The 15,844-nt window shown below is 43.5% G+C and carries 18 protein-coding genes, 1 other RNA gene and 1 pseudogene; 14 read left to right on the forward strand and 6 right to left on the reverse strand.

Annotation, left to right across the window (positions count from 1 at the left end):
• Positions 1–30 precede the first annotated feature (30 nt).
• The 4 genes from BVG16_RS01945 to BVG16_RS01960 all read left to right on the forward strand — a co-directional run bounded on the left by BVG16_RS01945 (position 31) and on the right by BVG16_RS01960 (position 2,816).
• A complete protein-coding gene (locus BVG16_RS01945) occupies positions 31–342 on the forward strand; it encodes a hypothetical protein (protein ID WP_078496848.1) in 312 nt (103 codons plus the stop codon).
• A 151-nt stretch (positions 343–493) separates the two neighbouring features.
• Positions 494–1,522 (forward strand): tetraprenyl-beta-curcumene synthase family protein, encoded by a 1,029-nt coding sequence (locus tag BVG16_RS01950; protein ID WP_078497257.1) that lies wholly within the window; start codon positions 494–496, stop codon positions 1,520–1,522.
• A gap of 57 nt (positions 1,523–1,579) precedes the next feature.
• A complete protein-coding gene (gene pfkA, locus BVG16_RS01955; RefSeq protein ID WP_078496849.1) occupies positions 1,580–2,548 on the forward strand; it encodes a 6-phosphofructokinase in 969 nt (322 codons plus the stop codon).
• A gap of 55 nt (positions 2,549–2,603) precedes the next feature.
• Positions 2,604–2,816 carry a DUF3906 family protein gene (locus BVG16_RS01960; RefSeq protein ID WP_078496850.1) on the forward strand — a complete coding sequence of 71 codons (213 nt, stop codon included), beginning with the start codon at positions 2,604–2,606 and terminating at the stop codon, positions 2,814–2,816.
• Between the two features lie 70 nt (positions 2,817–2,886).
• Here the strand turns inward: BVG16_RS01960 and BVG16_RS01965 are convergent, their stop codons facing one another.
• The 3 genes from BVG16_RS01965 to BVG16_RS01975 form a co-directional block, all read right to left on the reverse strand.
• The gene (locus tag BVG16_RS01965) at positions 2,887–4,062 is read right to left on the reverse strand and encodes a putative glycoside hydrolase (RefSeq protein WP_078496851.1); all 1,176 of its coding nucleotides are present in this window, start codon (positions 4,060–4,062) and stop codon (positions 2,887–2,889) included.
• Positions 4,063–4,193: 131 nt separating this feature from the next.
• Positions 4,194–4,382 (reverse strand): hypothetical protein, encoded by a 189-nt coding sequence (locus tag BVG16_RS01970; protein ID WP_078497258.1) that lies wholly within the window; start codon positions 4,380–4,382, stop codon positions 4,194–4,196.
• A 161-nt stretch (positions 4,383–4,543) separates the two neighbouring features.
• Positions 4,544–5,341, reverse strand: a complete 798-nt coding sequence (locus tag BVG16_RS01975) for a YitT family protein (protein WP_078497259.1) — start codon at positions 5,339–5,341, stop codon at positions 4,544–4,546.
• A gap of 283 nt (positions 5,342–5,624) precedes the next feature.
• On the opposite strand from BVG16_RS01975, the gene BVG16_RS01980 reads away from it, so the two are divergent.
• The 4 genes from BVG16_RS01980 to BVG16_RS01995 all read left to right on the forward strand — a co-directional run bounded on the left by BVG16_RS01980 (position 5,625) and on the right by BVG16_RS01995 (position 8,907).
• Positions 5,625–7,256 carry a DEAD/DEAH box helicase gene (locus BVG16_RS01980; RefSeq protein WP_078496852.1) on the forward strand — a complete coding sequence of 544 codons (1,632 nt, stop codon included), beginning with the start codon at positions 5,625–5,627 and terminating at the stop codon, positions 7,254–7,256.
• A gap of 246 nt (positions 7,257–7,502) precedes the next feature.
• Positions 7,503–8,273, forward strand: a complete 771-nt coding sequence (locus tag BVG16_RS01985) for a YesL family protein (protein WP_078496853.1) — start codon at positions 7,503–7,505, stop codon at positions 8,271–8,273.
• A gap of 34 nt (positions 8,274–8,307) precedes the next feature.
• Positions 8,308–8,492, forward strand: a non-coding RNA gene (ssrS, locus tag BVG16_RS01990) — 6S RNA.
• A 22-nt stretch (positions 8,493–8,514) separates the two neighbouring features.
• Positions 8,515–8,907 (forward strand): DUF1499 domain-containing protein, encoded by a 393-nt coding sequence (locus BVG16_RS01995; RefSeq protein WP_078496854.1) that lies wholly within the window; start codon positions 8,515–8,517, stop codon positions 8,905–8,907.
• A gap of 96 nt (positions 8,908–9,003) precedes the next feature.
• Here the strand turns inward: BVG16_RS01995 and tpx are convergent, their stop codons facing one another.
• Complete coding sequence (gene tpx / locus BVG16_RS02000; protein ID WP_078496855.1) at positions 9,004–9,516, reverse strand: thiol peroxidase; 513 nt, start codon at positions 9,514–9,516, stop codon at positions 9,004–9,006.
• 109 nt (positions 9,517–9,625) lie between these two features.
• Between tpx and BVG16_RS02005 the strand changes: the two genes are divergently transcribed.
• Both BVG16_RS02005 and BVG16_RS02010 read left to right on the forward strand, forming a co-directional pair.
• The gene (locus BVG16_RS02005; protein WP_078496856.1) at positions 9,626–10,225 is read left to right on the forward strand and encodes a rhomboid family intramembrane serine protease; all 600 of its coding nucleotides are present in this window, start codon (positions 9,626–9,628) and stop codon (positions 10,223–10,225) included.
• Between the two features lie 83 nt (positions 10,226–10,308).
• Entirely contained in the window at positions 10,309–11,214 is a 906-nt protein-coding gene (locus tag BVG16_RS02010) for a LysR family transcriptional regulator (protein WP_078496857.1), read from the forward strand.
• An 84-nt stretch (positions 11,215–11,298) separates the two neighbouring features.
• Here BVG16_RS02010 and BVG16_RS02015 read toward each other — a convergent pair whose 3' ends face one another.
• Both BVG16_RS02015 and BVG16_RS02020 read right to left on the reverse strand, forming a co-directional pair.
• Complete coding sequence (locus BVG16_RS02015) at positions 11,299–11,982, reverse strand: zinc metallopeptidase (RefSeq protein WP_078496858.1); 684 nt, start codon at positions 11,980–11,982, stop codon at positions 11,299–11,301.
• A gap of 15 nt (positions 11,983–11,997) precedes the next feature.
• Positions 11,998–12,423 (reverse strand): MerR family transcriptional regulator, encoded by a 426-nt coding sequence (locus BVG16_RS02020; RefSeq protein ID WP_078497260.1) that lies wholly within the window; start codon positions 12,421–12,423, stop codon positions 11,998–12,000.
• Between the two features lie 368 nt (positions 12,424–12,791).
• Between BVG16_RS02020 and BVG16_RS02025 the strand changes: the two genes are divergently transcribed.
• From BVG16_RS02025 to BVG16_RS02040, 4 genes and pseudogenes are all read left to right on the forward strand, one after another.
• On the forward strand, positions 12,792–14,030 hold the full coding sequence (locus BVG16_RS02025) for a DUF294 nucleotidyltransferase-like domain-containing protein (RefSeq protein ID WP_078496859.1): 1,239 nt from the start codon (positions 12,792–12,794) through the stop codon (positions 14,028–14,030).
• A complete protein-coding gene (locus BVG16_RS02030) occupies positions 14,027–14,770 on the forward strand; it encodes an exonuclease domain-containing protein (RefSeq protein ID WP_078496860.1) in 744 nt (247 codons plus the stop codon). Before BVG16_RS02025 ends, BVG16_RS02030 begins: the two co-directional genes overlap by 4 nt.
• A gap of 74 nt (positions 14,771–14,844) precedes the next feature.
• Positions 14,845–15,467 (forward strand): annotated as a pseudogene (locus BVG16_RS02035) (cation:proton antiporter); the annotation flags it as partial.
• A 29-nt stretch (positions 15,468–15,496) separates the two neighbouring features.
• The gene (locus BVG16_RS02040) at positions 15,497–15,838 is read left to right on the forward strand and encodes a hypothetical protein (RefSeq protein WP_078496861.1); all 342 of its coding nucleotides are present in this window, start codon (positions 15,497–15,499) and stop codon (positions 15,836–15,838) included.
• Positions 15,839–15,844: the final 6 nt, after the last annotated feature.

A 15,844-nucleotide genomic window follows, 5' to 3' on the forward strand; every position in this document is an offset into this window, starting at 1 on the left:
ATCAAGGACTTGGATGGAGTGTGGAGAATCATGACAAACTTTGAACTAGATGAGCGGTTAGGTATACATGTTCCGGCATTGCAACAAGAGTGGGATCAATTCAGCACGCAAGAACGGGAACGTATTCTGTATAAATGGGAAGAAATCCGAGGAACGATACCGAATCGAATCTTTGACTTGGAACAAATGATTAATTACAAGCAAGATCAATTATTCGACGAGGATGACTTTGAGAAAAGCTGCCAGTTAAACGCCGAAATTGCAGAACTCGCCAGCCAAATCAATGATCTGCATATATGGTATCGCGTGAATCAGGATGTTCGAAGTAAGGTGCATAGCTAGTCGAGTACGGAAGGTATTCGTTTGTGCATTAAGTAGTATCGTAATATAATAAGAAGATGGTTTACTTGAAAAAAAAGCAATCTGGAGGCACCTCGCATTGAATTTGATACAGCATCGTCCAATATCGGCACCACTTAATCCAATAAAGCTTATGTATCGTGTCTACAATTACATCCTACCTGGCGTAAGTGATGCTCTTGGACATTGGAAGCGGCAAGCCGAATCCATCACCGATGAAGAATTGCGCAAGCAAGCCTTGGCTAGCATTGCAACCAAGCAATTTCATTGTCAGGGAGGCGCGGTATATGCTGCGATTGATTTGTCACAGCGGGATGTGCTTATTCCGCTGATTGTTGCGTTTCAGACGATTAGTGATTACTTGGATAATTTGTGTGATCGAAGTACCTCCATGGATCCTGTCGATTTTCGCCAACTTCATCAATCCATGCTGGATGCGATTGATCCCGAAGCACCGCTTCGGAATTATTACCAGTATCACCCAGAGCATGAAGACGACGGGTATTTGCATGAATTAGTTTCTACTTGCCAATCTTGCATTAAGCAGTTACCATCATATTTGATTGTAATGCCTTTTGTTGAAGAGTTGGTTGGATTATATGTTGATTTACAGGTCTATAAGCATATACGACATGAGCTTCGTGAACCGGAATTAACGGCATGGTGGGAAGAGAATCGGAATAAATCACCTCACCTGTATTGGAATGAATTCGCGGCGGCGACAGGCTCGACATTAGGGATGTTCATGCTGTTCGCAGCAGCATCTAAGCCGAACTTGGATCGCAGCGAAGCGATAAGTATTCGTGAAGCCTACTTTCCGCATGTGTGTGGTCTGCATATCTTGTTGGATTATTTAATTGACCAAGAGGAAGACCGGCAAGGCGGAGATTTGAACTTCTGCAACTATTATGAGGAGCAGGAGATGTTATGTCAGCGCATTCTAATGGTCGTTGAAGGGGCGCGCAAGGATGTTCGCACGCTGCCGCACGCGAAGTTTCACAGTATGGTGATTGAAGGGCTAATCGCATTATACCTTTCGGATCCGAAGGTGGCTGATCAACAACAGGTGAAATCCGTTTCCAAACGACTGATGCGGAAAAGTCCGATGACAAGGTTATTTTTCTGGGCCAACAGTCTCTGGATACGTAAACATAAATCATAGATAAAAAGAAAAAGAAAAAGAAACGAATTTTGGATTTTGTTGAGGAGGACAAGGATTATGTCAGCAGTTAAAAAAATCGCCGTACTTACAAGTGGTGGAGATTCTCAAGGGATGAACGCGGCTGTTCGTGCTGTCGTTCGCAGTGGTTTATATTATGGTCTGGAAGTATTCGGTGTTCAACGCGGTTATCAAGGCTTATTGAACAATGATATTCGTCCGATGGATCTTCGTAGTGTTGGGGATATCATTCAACGCGGAGGTACGGTCCTGCAATCCGCGCGTTGTAAGGAGTTCGTTACACCAGAAGGCCAACAAAAAGGTGCAGATATTCTTCGTGAGAACGGGATTGACGGCCTTGTTGTTATTGGGGGAGACGGTTCCTACCAAGGCGCGAACAAATTGAGCAAATTGGGCATCAAAACCATGTGTCTGCCTGGAACCATCGATAACGATATTTCCTTTACAGATTTCACGATTGGATTCGATACAGCCGTGAGTATTGTAGTGGATGCTGTAAATAAATTAAGAGATACCATGAGCTCCCATGAGCGTTCTTCGATCGTTGAGGTAATGGGACGTCATTGCGGTGATATCGCCTTGTATGCGGGCCTTGCAAGCGGAGCGGAGACGATTCTTGTTCCAGAAGTACCTTTTACAATTGATGAAGTGGCTAACCGTATGAGACAGAATTTCGAACATGGCAAACGCCATAGCATCGTTATTGTCGCTGAAGGTGTAGGCCGTGGTGATGATATTGCAAAAGGTATCAGCGAACGCGTAGATGTAGATGCCCGTGTTACTGTCCTAGGACATATTCAACGCGGTGGGTGCCCTACACATAATGACCGTGTACTTGGAAGCCGTCTCGGCGATTTTGCCGTTCGTAAGCTGATCGAAGGCGAGTCAGGCAAAGCTTGCGGCATCATTAAAAATGAACTTGTGTTAACCGACATTGATACGGTTGTAAATACCAAAAAAGGCTTTAATAAAGAATTGTACGATCTTGCATCACGCTTGTCCCAATAAGATGATTATTGTACAATCAGGGGAATAGAAACGTAAACGCAGGGGAGAGACGCGGATGTTCTTATACAAGATTGAAATTGAATTGCAGGACCAGCTCTTGTATCTTATTGTCGCAGCTGAGTCTGAGGAAAAAGCGTTCTCTTACGTCGATTCCCATATGGATCGTCACTTTCTCAAATCCCCGGATAAGCAAGAAGTCAGCATTGTTGAGAAGAAAAGGTTAGATCAAGGCGCAGGTTACGTGATTGAAACACATGCCCTCGGATAATGGAACGAGTGAAAAGCAAAAGCCCCGGATCGGATATCGATTCGGGGCTTTTTATCATTTGTACATTGAACTATGTATTGTAATTGACATTTTCTGTATAGCGATTTCCGGCATTCCATAGCAAAAATTCGTCGATACCGGTATCCTTAAGGGCGCGAATTTGTTCTTCCACTTCATGCTTGCCATATTTGGTATAGTGACCTTTGCCAAGCCAGCTTGCGGTGAAGTCTTGGATCCAAGGACGAATGATCGGTTTCTTCTCCGCGATGGGATCAAGTTTCTTGTGCGTGTCAACCATGGAGCCTTTGATGGTCTGATAAGGCGTATTATCGGGGTTATTTGACCCGAACCAACCCGTCGTATAATGACTCGGGTAGACCATGGGACTGATGACATCGACGTTCTCTGAGATTTTCACGAAATCTTGTCCGATGCCCTCGGCGGCTGGAACGGAAGCGGCATACCCAAAAATATCAACAGATACGCGAACGCCAAGCGGTGCGAGCTGTTGTTTGGCGTATTGTACGAAATCCGTTACAATCTGTACACGTGACTTGTCATTCGTCGTGTATTTCAGCGATTTGGCTTTATTTTCGAAGCCTTCCGGGAAGCGCACATAATCGAACTGAATTTCTTTGAATCCCAGCTTCGCGGCTTCTTTTGCGATCTCAACGTTATAATCCCATACTTCTTTCATATACGGATTTACGAAGCTGTCCTTTTTGCCATTCGCCCAGACCGATCCGTCAGCCCGTAGATAGGAGAGATCCGGGCGGTTTTTGGCGAGTACCGTATCCTTAAATACGACAATTCTCGCGATGGGATAGACCTTGTGCTGTTGAAGCGTGTCCATGAATTGATGGATATTTTTGATAAAAGGTTTCGGTGTCCCTAACTTTTTTAATAAATCGTTATCGGTCTTATAGGTGATATAACCCGAATCATCCTTGATATCGACGACCATCGCATTTAGCTCTGTCGTATCTAGTAAATTTAACAACGATTGCAGACGTTCACCGCCAGCGCTGTATGCCGTCGTGTATATTCCCTTCACTTTAGGTGCATTTTGTTGCGGATGAAGCAGCGCTATAAAAGGATTGGTGCCTTGCCCGTCTTGAGACGATTCTAAAGCAATCGCTTGAATAGCAGCTTTCATGAATGGTGTGAGACTGGGGTCCTGCTGCGGTTGATGATGTCCGTTCATTGAGCTGAATGCCATGAGTAATAGGGACCAAATGATGTTCATTACTGAAATCTCTCCTTCTATAGCTCTATTAACTAGATTATAGCGAAAAAGAGAGAAACGATATAGAAGGAATTTGCAAAATATTGGTGAAAAATGAAACCCCAACAGGTTTAGGCCCATTGGGGTTTCTTTCAATGAATATAACCGTTTTTCTGATTATCACAGATGCTGTAATGAATAATCTCCATCGCATCCCCAGGACTCAAGATTTGCATTCCGTCTCGCAGAACAATGCTGCGCTCTAACTCAGTTTTACGTAGGAACGGAATGAGATCAGGGTACCATTTTAACACAATCTCGGACAGTTTTACCGTTTCCATTTCCACAGCGATCACCCTTTCGTCGAAATCATACAATACGATTCGGAAAAGCTGTACATCGTGAAACAAAGGGTAAAAATTCTGAAAACTATGCCAAATGATTCATTTCATTTACATTGATTTGATTATAACACATTATTTCACAGAAATGTAGCGACACATTAAGCTTTACGCTTGCGAAATGAGCCCATTACGCCGACCGTCTCCACGATATTAACGAAAGCTTTTTTATCAACGGACTTGATAATATTTTGAAGCTCCGCCAACTCATAACGTGTGGTAACCGTCATTAGCATATCTTTTTCCACCTCAGAATATGCGCCTCTTGTTTTGATGATGGTAACGCCCCGAGGGAGACATAGTAATTTTTCCAGCATTTTCTCGGTCTCATTGGTAATAATGAAAGCCGTTACTTTAATGTGGCTAATATGGATGACATCCATTACCTTCCCCGTAATAAATACGGATAACATCGAGTACAAAGCTAAATCCCAGTTGTCTTTCATGTACCCTAAGGCAACAATGATGAAGCCGTTCAGGCCTACAATCATCGTGCCGAGCTGGATATCACGATATCTGGAAACGATGGAAGCCACGATATCGAAGCCACCGGAAGAACCGCCAAAGCGTAAAGAAATCCCGGCACCGATCCCGATTAGACAACCGCCGAAGACCGCACCCAGAATGGGCGTGTCATTAAATTGAAAGACTGGAAACACTTGCATCAACCATGTAACGGCCAAAACGGACACAATACTATTGAATATAAATCGTTTCCCAAGGATGAACCACCCTGCAACCAAGATTGGCGCATTATAGATTAAATACAGCATACCGATATTCCAATCGGTAAAATATCCCGTAATCATGGCCAGACCGCTGACGCCTGTACTCAAGATCTGATGGGGGATAAGGAAGAAATTAGAACCAGCCGCAATAAATACCGCTCCGATAATCATCGCAACGATTTCCCATGCTCTTTTCAAAACTAAATCACCTCATATGTAGTATTCGTTAGATCGTGGCTGGTATTCTTCACTTATTTTGTGATATAATAAATTAGATGTTCTTGAGTAGGGATTATTTTCCAACTGTGATGGTGATTGCAGTTGGATTTGTGCATTATATATGCAATATAATAAGAACCTTGGGATCGCATTTAAAATGTTTTTCGCTACTTAAGGATACAGTTTAGGATGGGGAAAGTCCACCATCGACATAAAAGAAGGAGTTTGAATAATATTGATGAACTTTACAGATTTTGGCTTGGACGTAAAATTGCTCCAGGCAATCACGGAACTTGGGTTTGAAGAATCCACACCGATTCAATCCAAATCCATTCCTTTCGCCATGGAAGGTAAAGATTTAATTGGACAGGCACAGACGGGAACAGGGAAGACAGCGGCTTTTGGTATTCCGTTGATTAACAAGATCCCAACTTCGGAAGAACGCATTGTAGCGCTCATCATGACACCAACACGTGAGTTAGCCATCCAAGTATCAGAAGAAATTGCAAAGCTTGCACGTTTCAAAGGTACTCGTTCCCTACCGATTTATGGAGGACAAGATATTGTTCGCCAAATCCGCGCTTTAAAGAAAAAGCCTCAGATCATTATTGGTACACCTGGTCGTTTGTTAGATCACATTAATCGTAAAACCATTAAATTGGATGATGTGCAAACCGTAATTTTGGATGAAGCAGATGAAATGCTGGATATGGGCTTCATGGAAGACATTCAATCCATTCTCAAATTAGTTCCAGATGAGCGTCAAACGATGTTGTTCTCCGCAACTATGCCGCCGAACATTCAGAAGCTTGCACAGCAATTCTTGAGAAACCCTGAGCATGTTTCGGTTATTCCTAAACAAGTTAGTGCTCCGTTAATCGATCAAGCGTACATTGAAGTTCACGAGCGCCAGAAATTTGAAGCAATAAGCCGCTTGTTGGATATGGAGTCGCCTGAACTTGCTATCGTATTCGGACGTACGAAACGTCGGGTTGATGAACTGTCTGAAGCTTTGCAAAAACGCGGTTATTCTGCTGACGGCCTACATGGTGACTTATCACAGAACCAACGTGATACGGTTATGCGTAAATTCCGTGACGGAAGCATTGATGTTCTCGTAGCAACAGACGTTGCAGCTCGCGGACTTGATGTGAGCGGTGTAACTCATGTCGTAAACTTTGACCTTCCACAAGATCCTGAGAGCTATGTTCACCGTATTGGTCGTACAGGTCGTGCAGGTAAAGAAGGTACAGCTTGGTCTTTCGTAACGCCTCGTGAAATCGATCATTTGCATTTCATTGAGAAAGTAACAAGACACAAGATTGCACGTAAGCCGTTACCGAGTCTTGCTGAGGCAATTGAAGGCAAACAACGTCTTACAGCTGAGCGTCTTCTTGATATCGTTCAAAATGAAGAGTATAACGAATTCAAAGCGATTTCGATTCAATTACTCGAACAATATGATTCCGTACAATTGCTATCTGCGGCTATGAAATTGCTCACAGGTGAGAAAAAAGATTCTGTGATCGAATTGACACCGGAAGAGCCAATCCGTGCAAAACGCCGCAAACCGGACATTCGTACGAGTGGACGTCGTCCTTCCGGCAGCTACGGCTATAACCGTCAAGGTAGTGGCGGCAGCAGAGAAGGCGGTTCATCTTATCGCGGAAATCGTGAAGGAAGCCGTGAAGGTAGTCGTGATGGCAACCGCGGTGGATACTCCAAAGGCGGCTACGGCAGCAGAGAAGGCGGTTATTCACGTGGAGAGGGCGGATACCGTGGTAATAACAGCGGAGATCGTAAACCTCGTACAGGCAGCAATGAGAGCCGCAGACCGACAAAACGTCCAGAGAGCAGTGACGTTTAGAATATGTCCAAAAGACGAAGCCTATGCTTCGTCTTTTTTTTGTTGTACGACATTAACCGTGTAGTCTCACGGGATTTAGATGAATGCACAACTAAATTGGGGATTACCGTATATCCTATGGCGATAGGTTCAAGCCATTTAGACTTTTACCTAGGTGATCAAAAATAGGCGGTAGCAAATGGTGGGCCATTTGTATTATAGTTATACTATACAAGCTTTGACGATGTTGCTGAGGAGGTAATTTGGTTGGAATTTAAAGGTGTTATGGGTGGGTTGTACCGTATATCCGAATGGATTATGCGTTTATCGGCCATCAATCTGTTGTGGGTGCTGTGTTCATCCCCGTTTTTGTTTTTTGCATTTACGAAATTGTTGGTTGTACAGCAGAACTTAATGAATGAGTCTCTTACCATGAACTGGGCTATGGGGATTGTCGCTCCATTTACGTTGTTTCCAGCGACGGCTGCAATGTTTACGGTTGCAAGAAAGTGGGTTACAGGAGAGACAGATGTGAAATTGTTCTCCACTTTCTTTAAAGGGTACAAGCAGAACTATGTTCAAAGCATGATCGGCGGTATTTTCTACACATTACTTGCTGTCATTATGTATGTGGATTTGAAAGTATACATGACACAATTAAAAGGATTCCAGTTCGTTGGTATCGTCATGGTTGCCTTGCTGGTTATCCTATTAGTGTCGATGTTTAACTTCTTCTCCATGGTCGTACACTATCATATGAAAACGTTCCAATTACTTAAAAATGCTGTGCTCTTGACCGTGATTCGTCCCATTCGTTCCGTAACTACGGTACTTGGAGCGGGAATTCTCGGCTACTTCAGCTTGAAATATCCTTTCTTGCTGGTCTTCTTTACAGGCAGTGTCATTGCAGCATTTGCATTCTACAACTTTCACTTAATTTATTTGAAAATGCAGACGCAATTGGAGAAAGAAGCACTTGAAAAAGCAGAAAAAGAAGAGCTTGAAGCAGCAGAGAATGATGACAAAGCATCCGTTTAGTTTACATTTTTCTAGCGAAGGTCTATAATAAGTGTACATCCTGCGATGTTCGTTTCGATTCCTCGTTGTTTTGAACCAATGATGGTTTCTAGGGAGTTCAATATCGAGATGCGGCTGACATGCCCTCACCACGAGGGACCTCAAAAGCAACTCTGCGGACACCCACCTGCGAGAGTAGGTTCAGAAACATAAGAATCGGACGGCATCGGCGGGTTTTTGTACATATAAGGGAGGAAATACGTTGTCACTCAAAAGAGCTTTAATCGGCATCTTGCGCAGTTATGAAGCAACTGGAGATCGCGCTAAAGACCCTAAACTAAAATCGCATTATTATAACTTATCTAAAGACCGCGCATGGGAAGAAGTTGTATCCACGCTAAAGAAAATTCCTGGATATAAAGTTCTTCACGAAGTGCATTCCGTTGGGGAAATTACCCTGGAGAAAAGAACGATGACAGGAAGAACGATGGATATTACCGTATCGGTCATATCTGTTGGTCCAATGAAGTCGGCAGTTGATATCTTCTCGGCATCGCGTGGAGGTATGGGGGATCTTGGATCGAACTACCGTGTGATTATGGATTTGTATGCTATCTTAGATAAGAAGCTTTCAACTTATAAAACCGTGAGCTAATTGTTTCGGATTATCCGAATATTATATAGGAACAAGAAAAAAGCGAGGAAGGGGAAACCTTCGCTCGCTTTTTACGTAATGTGTAGTATGTTCGAATTACAGAAGTGCTTGAACAGCAGCAATAGCTCCCTCATAGTTCGGGTGCTCTGTCATTTCTTCAAGGACTTGTACGTATGTAATCGTATCATTTGCATCGAGAACGAACACAGCACGCATGTCAAGACGGAATTCTTTGATTAGAACGCCGTAAGCTTCGCCGAAGCTATTCGATTTGTAATCGGACAATGTGATTACTTTATCGATGCCGGCAGCTCCGCACCAACGAGCTTGTGCAAATGGAAGATCAGCACTCACAGTTAGGATTACAACATTCTCACCAAGCTTGCTTGCTTCTTCGTTGAAGCGGCGAGTTTGAGCGTCACATACGCCTGTATCGAGGGAAGGGACTACGCTAATTAATTTGATTTTGCCTGCGTAATCGTTAAGGGATACTTCTTCAAGCAAGTTTTTGTTCAATGTAAAGTCAGGAGCTTTGTCACCTGCTTTAAGTTCTGGACCGATAAGTGTGATCGGGTTTCCTTTGAATGCTACAGTACGTTCTTGTGCCATGATTGTTGCCTCCTTTAATTTCTTGTAACTTCCATAAATTATTATAGACTGTTTGATTCCGAGTTGTCTAATTGATTTACATATTTTTTTCTAGTAAAGGGTGTTGTGTGTGATTTTTATTCGGTATGAGAGCTTTCGAAAGTATCTTAAGTTTTACCCAGTCACTTCGTTGCTGCTGTTAGCAAATATCGTCATGTTCATCATTATGAGTTTTGATGGGGGTTCGACGAACGGAGCAACGTTAGTGAAATACGGGGCGATGTATAATGACTACCAATTTGCTACAGAATATTGGCGATATTTCACGGCGATGTTCCTCCATATCGGGTTTGAACACTTGCTGTTCAATTGTTTTGCCCTCTTTGTCTTCGCACCGCCATTAGAACGTTTGTTAGGTTCTTGGCAATACGGGATCTTCTATCTCGTGAGCGGCCTGTTCGGCAATGTAATTAGTGAACTGATGGCAAGTGAGACACATTTGTCTGCAGGGGCCTCAGGAGCCATCTACGGGATTTATGGTGCGTATCTATTCATTGTATTGCTGCAGCGCTCACTGCTGGATCCTCCATCGCGTCAGACGATCTATATGCTTCTGGTGATGGGACTTGTATACTCGTTCGTTGTGACAGGGATTAACATATGGGCGCATCTTGGCGGGTTATTGGCTGGATTTGTATTGTATGGGTTTATCCGTAAATTAAGGTTGTGACATTTCTCTCAAAGTTTTCATTGAAAGCACAATGACGGCATGGTACATTAGCTGTATTGACGTCAAGAACGGAGTGTCCATCAGTGGAATTAAGGCAGTTGTATTATTTTGTGAAAGTAGCAAAAAAGGAGCATGTCACGCAAGCGGCTGAAGAGCTGCATGTTGCACAGTCGGCAGTAAGCCGGCAGATTCATCAGCTGGAGGAAGAACTCGGTGTCAAATTATTTCTGCAAAAAGGCCGTAATCTTCAACTAACTCCGGTAGGACAATTGTTATATAAGCGTGTTGAAGCGGTTTTGAAAGACTTGGAACGAACCGTACAAGAGATTCATGAATTCCATGATCCCGAATGCGGCGAAATTCGATTAGGCTTTCCGCACAGCTTGGGGATTCATTTAATGCCTGAAGTGGTATCGGGTTTCCGTAAGAAACATCCGAATGTCAAATTTCGGTTGAAGCAAGGGAATTATGCTTCGATCGTCAAGGATGTCGTGTCTGGAGAGACGGATCTTGCGTTTATTTCTCCGTTTCCGGAGGGACATGAGCAAGTGACAGGAGATATCCTGCTAACGGAAGAATTATCTGCGATCCTTCCTCCCAATCATCCGCTTGCGGGCGAGGAATCGATCAAGCTTGAACAGCTAAAGAATGAAATGTTCGTTCTGTTCAGTAACGGATATTCCTTACGACCTATTGTATTGGATGCTTGTGAGAAGGCTGGATTTGAACCGAAAATCAGCTTTGAAAGTGAAGAGACGGATACCATTCGCGGGCTTGTTGCTGCAGGGATGGGGGTTAGCTTGCTTCCTGACATGGCCCTGTTTCAGACCAAACAACTTCAACCTGCACGTGTGCGCATTCGCGATCCGAAGGTTCTGCGGCAGATTGGATTGATACGTCGAGCCGATCATAAGTTATCGCCTGTTGCGACAGTCTTCTATAACTTTCTCATACAGTACTTCGATACGTATAACCATAAACAATCATAATTAATGTATACATGAATGCCAAAACACCCAACGAGTTCATAAGGACTGTTGGGTGTTTTTTTGGTTTGTCATGCATTCACGTGATTAATCGCGATTGCTCGTGAAAATTAAAATGTAACGCAATAGCTCCATGATGGATAGTAAAGCAGCAGCAACATAAGTGAGAGCAGCGGCATTCAATACTTTTGCAACACCACGTTCTTCGTCATTTGTAATAAAACCTTCAGATACCATAATATCTCTTGCGCGATTACTTGCGTTAAATTCGACTGGCAGTGTAACGACTTGGAACGCAACCGCAGCAGAGAAGAAGATGATCCCTAATCCGATTAAGTTGAGTGCACCAAAGATGAAACCAGCAATCAATAAGAATGGTGCGACGCCGGAAGCGAAGTTCACGAACGGGAACATCCGATGGCGAAGCATGAGCATGGAGTAGGATTGTTGATGCTGAATGGCATGACCTACTTCGTGGCATGCAACGGAAACGGCGGAAATTGAATTTTCGTAGTATACCGGTTCAGACAATCGAACAACACGATGAATCGGATCGTAATGATCGGTTAATGCTCCGCGAACAGGCTCGATGGGAACATCGTGTAATCCGTTCGCATCCAACATTCTTCTTGCTGCTTCATAACCTGTCATTCTACTTTGCGTAGGAACTTCTGAAAAACGACTAAATGTACCCTTAACCCGAAATTGCGCCCATATCGTAAGAGCAAAGGCTAGCAAGATCGGAATGTACATAAAAGTTGATAAAGACATATGAATAGCCTCCTTTTACATGAATGAATTTTTGCCCAAGAGTAGAAGCAATGCTTCGATGACAGCTGCACTTTGGGGTGTTAAGTTTTTGAACAAGTTTTTGGCTTGGCGAGGCTTCAGTTGTTCTATAACCGGGCTCAATTCTTTCACTTCACGTTCAAGCTGCTCCATATGCATTTGCAATGCAGTCAGTCGTTGGGAGACTTCCTCTTCGTGGGTGACTTTACTCCACTCGGTTAAATACTGCTTGATCTCTTCCAAGGTATACTTCTCTTGCTTCATCTGATTAATACGTTCTAAACGTATTAAGGTTTCATCGCTGTATAGACGATAGTTGCTGCTGGAACGCTGTTCAGGTTCAATCAATCCAAGCGTGGTGTAATAGTCGATCGTTCGTTGGCTAACATTCGCTGCTTTGGCTAATTCGCTGATGCGATACATTTTCACTGTTCCCAATGTTCAACACCTCGCTTTACTTTCTTATGTGTAGTTCTATGATACTAGAATTTAAACTATACAGTCAAACGTGATGGTTTTGTGAATCATGCGGCCAAGCATAAAGTGAATATAAATAACATCATATGTAATGCATAAGTCGGATATTCACATTTATTAACAACAATCTATTGTAATTTGGGAATATCGTCGTATATAATGCAAATATGATGAAGGGAAATGTTATATAACCTAACACATTTAAGAGGTGAGCCGCAATGAAAAAGAAATTATTGTGCTTCATGTGGATTGGGTTAGCTGTTTAAATCGGAATCGATGATCCTGCATATGCTTTCTCTGTTCACGGTGTCGTAATGGTGTTGTCCTTTATTGTATTGCTGGCGATTAAGAAAATGACTGGATTACGCGTGACGGAAGAGGAAGAAGTTGGTTATAGCTCCGAAAATGCAAGTCTGATGAACATAGCAACGGCGGAGGTGGGCGTATTGAATTTACTCTCGAGCGCCATGGTCGATTTAAATGCGGCAACGAATGTTTATGAACTACGTTTGCATCGAGATGCATGGCAGTCTTTATGGCAGCGTGAGTTGCAGCGGATCGATGTATTGGATTGGAATCAACAATTAAATCAATGGCATGATGCATTAATCGCCGAGACCATTCGGATGAGTGAACGCCAATTAGAGCAGGAAGGGTGGGGGACTCCCCCCTCCCGATATGCATTTGTCTTATTCGGCAGCGGGGGCAGAGGAGAACAAGCCATGTGGAGCGATCAAGATCATGGGTTGATTATGGAGGATTCCACCGACCCCAAGGCAACGGAGTATTTCATGCGTCTGACGAATCTAATTGTAGACCAATTAATTGTGCTCGGATTCCCTCGCTGCAAGGGGGAAGTATTATCAAATAACCCCTTGTGGTGTAAGACGCTGCAAGGCTGGGAAGAACAATTAACTACATGGATGAATGATCTGAGCTGGGAGAATGTTCGTTATCTGCTTATAATGGCGGACATGCGTCGGATATACGGGGATGAAGGGCTTGTCCTTGCTTGTCGTTATATGTATACAAGACTTCTAGAACAATCTCCATGTATTGGGGAAGCCATGTTACGCAATACATTATTTTATAAAGCCTCGGTGAATCACTTCGGTCAGATCATCCGGGAACGATTCGGAGAATTTGCAGGTGGCGTCAATTTGAAATATGGTGCATATATTCCGCTCGTGAATGGGATACGGTATCTCGCGCTAACCTCCCAATCGAATCCTACCGACTCAGGGGTACATGTACCGCTACAAGTGTTCGAACAGACTTCAACCTGGCAAAGGATACAATCCCTGCAACATTCAAACCAGAAGTTTAAAGAACTGATTGACCGTTGTGAAGCGACATTCAAATCTGTCTTGCTACGTCGAGCTGGGATTCCCTTCGTCATGGAAGAGGGACAATATGTTAGTCATGGATACATCGAAGAGTACGATTTGACACGTGAGGTTGCCAGAGCCTTGAAGCAAGAATTGCAAGTTGTACATCAGCTGCAACGTCACTTGAACAAACAAATTCGTATACAATTGAGGAATGAACGATGAAAGATAGAGGATCAACCGAGGGCAGTTGGTGGGGTGCACTAAAACGGGGGCAGATTTCATCCGCCTTTTCTTCGATCATCGGGGTGCCAAATGCGAAGGCGGAGCAGATTGCATTTATGCGTTCGACACTCAAAGAGCAACGCAAACCGAATGTGCTGTATACGCCTTTTCAAGAACTTGAAGTTGTCGTCTTTGATTTAGAAACAACGGGCTTCCTTCCGAATCACGGGGATGAGATTATCTCGATAGGTGCGGTGAAGGTGAGAGGCGATCAGGTCTTAGAGACGGAGACCTTCTATACATTAGTCCAAGCGAATCAGACCGTTTCTCCAGAGATCGAGCAGCTGACCGGCATTACGAATGATATGTTGTTGGATGGTGTTCCATTATCTACGGCTTTGCAGCAATTCATGAAATTTGTCGGGTCTGATGTTTTAGTTGCTCATGCGAGCGGACACGATAAAGCTTTTTTGATATCAGCCTTCTGGAAAATATGGCGAGCGCGTTGGTCCCATCGGTTAGTGGATACGATGATGGTTGCTAAATGGCTGGAAGCGGAATCGAGGAACTATACCTTAGACGAATTGTTACGAATGAATGATGTCCCCATAACGACAAGGCATCATGCCTTGGAGGATGCGAAAATGACAGCTGAATTGTGGGCGATATATATCCGTAGGATGCGCGAGCGCCAAGTCACGACACTTGGTGATTTATATGCGTATCTAAGTTCATCATAATGGACGCCTCTTTCATTGGAAACCATAATAGAAATTATAAACATAAACCCTTGCTTGGATTCATTGTTGTAGGACGCAAGGCGCTCCCATTACTGAACAAAATTTTCAATATCCGGTCGAATGAGTTATTTTTACTATCGATCTTTGCGACGCTGTTCATCGTAGCTGGATTCTCGGAAACGATCCATGTTGCCGAAGCGATTGGTGCCTTATTGATTGGATTGGTGCTTGCCGAAACCGAGCATATGAAACGTATCGAGCATCTGGTGCTTCCGTTTCGCGATTTCTTCGGTGCCTTGTTCTTCTTCAGCTTCGGGTTAACTATTGATCCGTTGACTTTGGGTGGCGAAGCGGTATGGGGTTAGCGATTGGTTCCGTAATAATTACGTTGATCGGCAACTATGTTGCTGGAATGCTTGCGGGACGGAGTGCAGGATTATCGCCAAAGGCTTCATCCAACATCGGATTAACGATCGTATCGCGGGGTGAATTTTCAATCATTATCGCGAATTTAGGAAAAGCAGGCGGTCTGCTTGCGATTTTACAGCCGTTCTCCGCGTTGTATGTATTGATCTTAGCGATATTAGGACCACTACTAACCAAAGAATCAAAGCATGTATATAATTTATTGAACAAAATCTTTAAGCTTGATCGGAATTATAAGAAGAGTAAGTTGAAAAATCAGTCTGAAACGTAACGTATTATGAGCGAAAAGGGGAAAGGGACATGACGAACATAAGCAAAAAAATGATGAGCATCGGAATGACCATCATCTTATTGCTGTCCGTATTTATTCCTGTAGCCCACGTTGAAAATGCGAGCGCGCCGATTGGTTCCAACAGTCTTCTTTTGCAAGGCGAGCAAAAAGACGGTTTTACGACGGTGCAACGTATCCCAAAAATCAAGCAATTGTTCGTTCCTCAGATTATACCAAGTATGGTCGAGTGGATGCGCGATGTGCGGCAAGGTGATTTTTATCTCAGTGTAGTCATTATTTTGACGTTCTTTGTCGTGTTATTAAAAATGAAACTTCTGAGGCCTCTAAAATACACCTCGAATTATTTATGACCCTGT

Origin of the sequence: Paenibacillus selenitireducens (assembly GCF_002021565.1) — a bacterium.
Lineage (GTDB): Bacteria > Bacillota > Bacilli > Paenibacillales > Paenibacillaceae > Paenibacillus_K > Paenibacillus_K selenitireducens.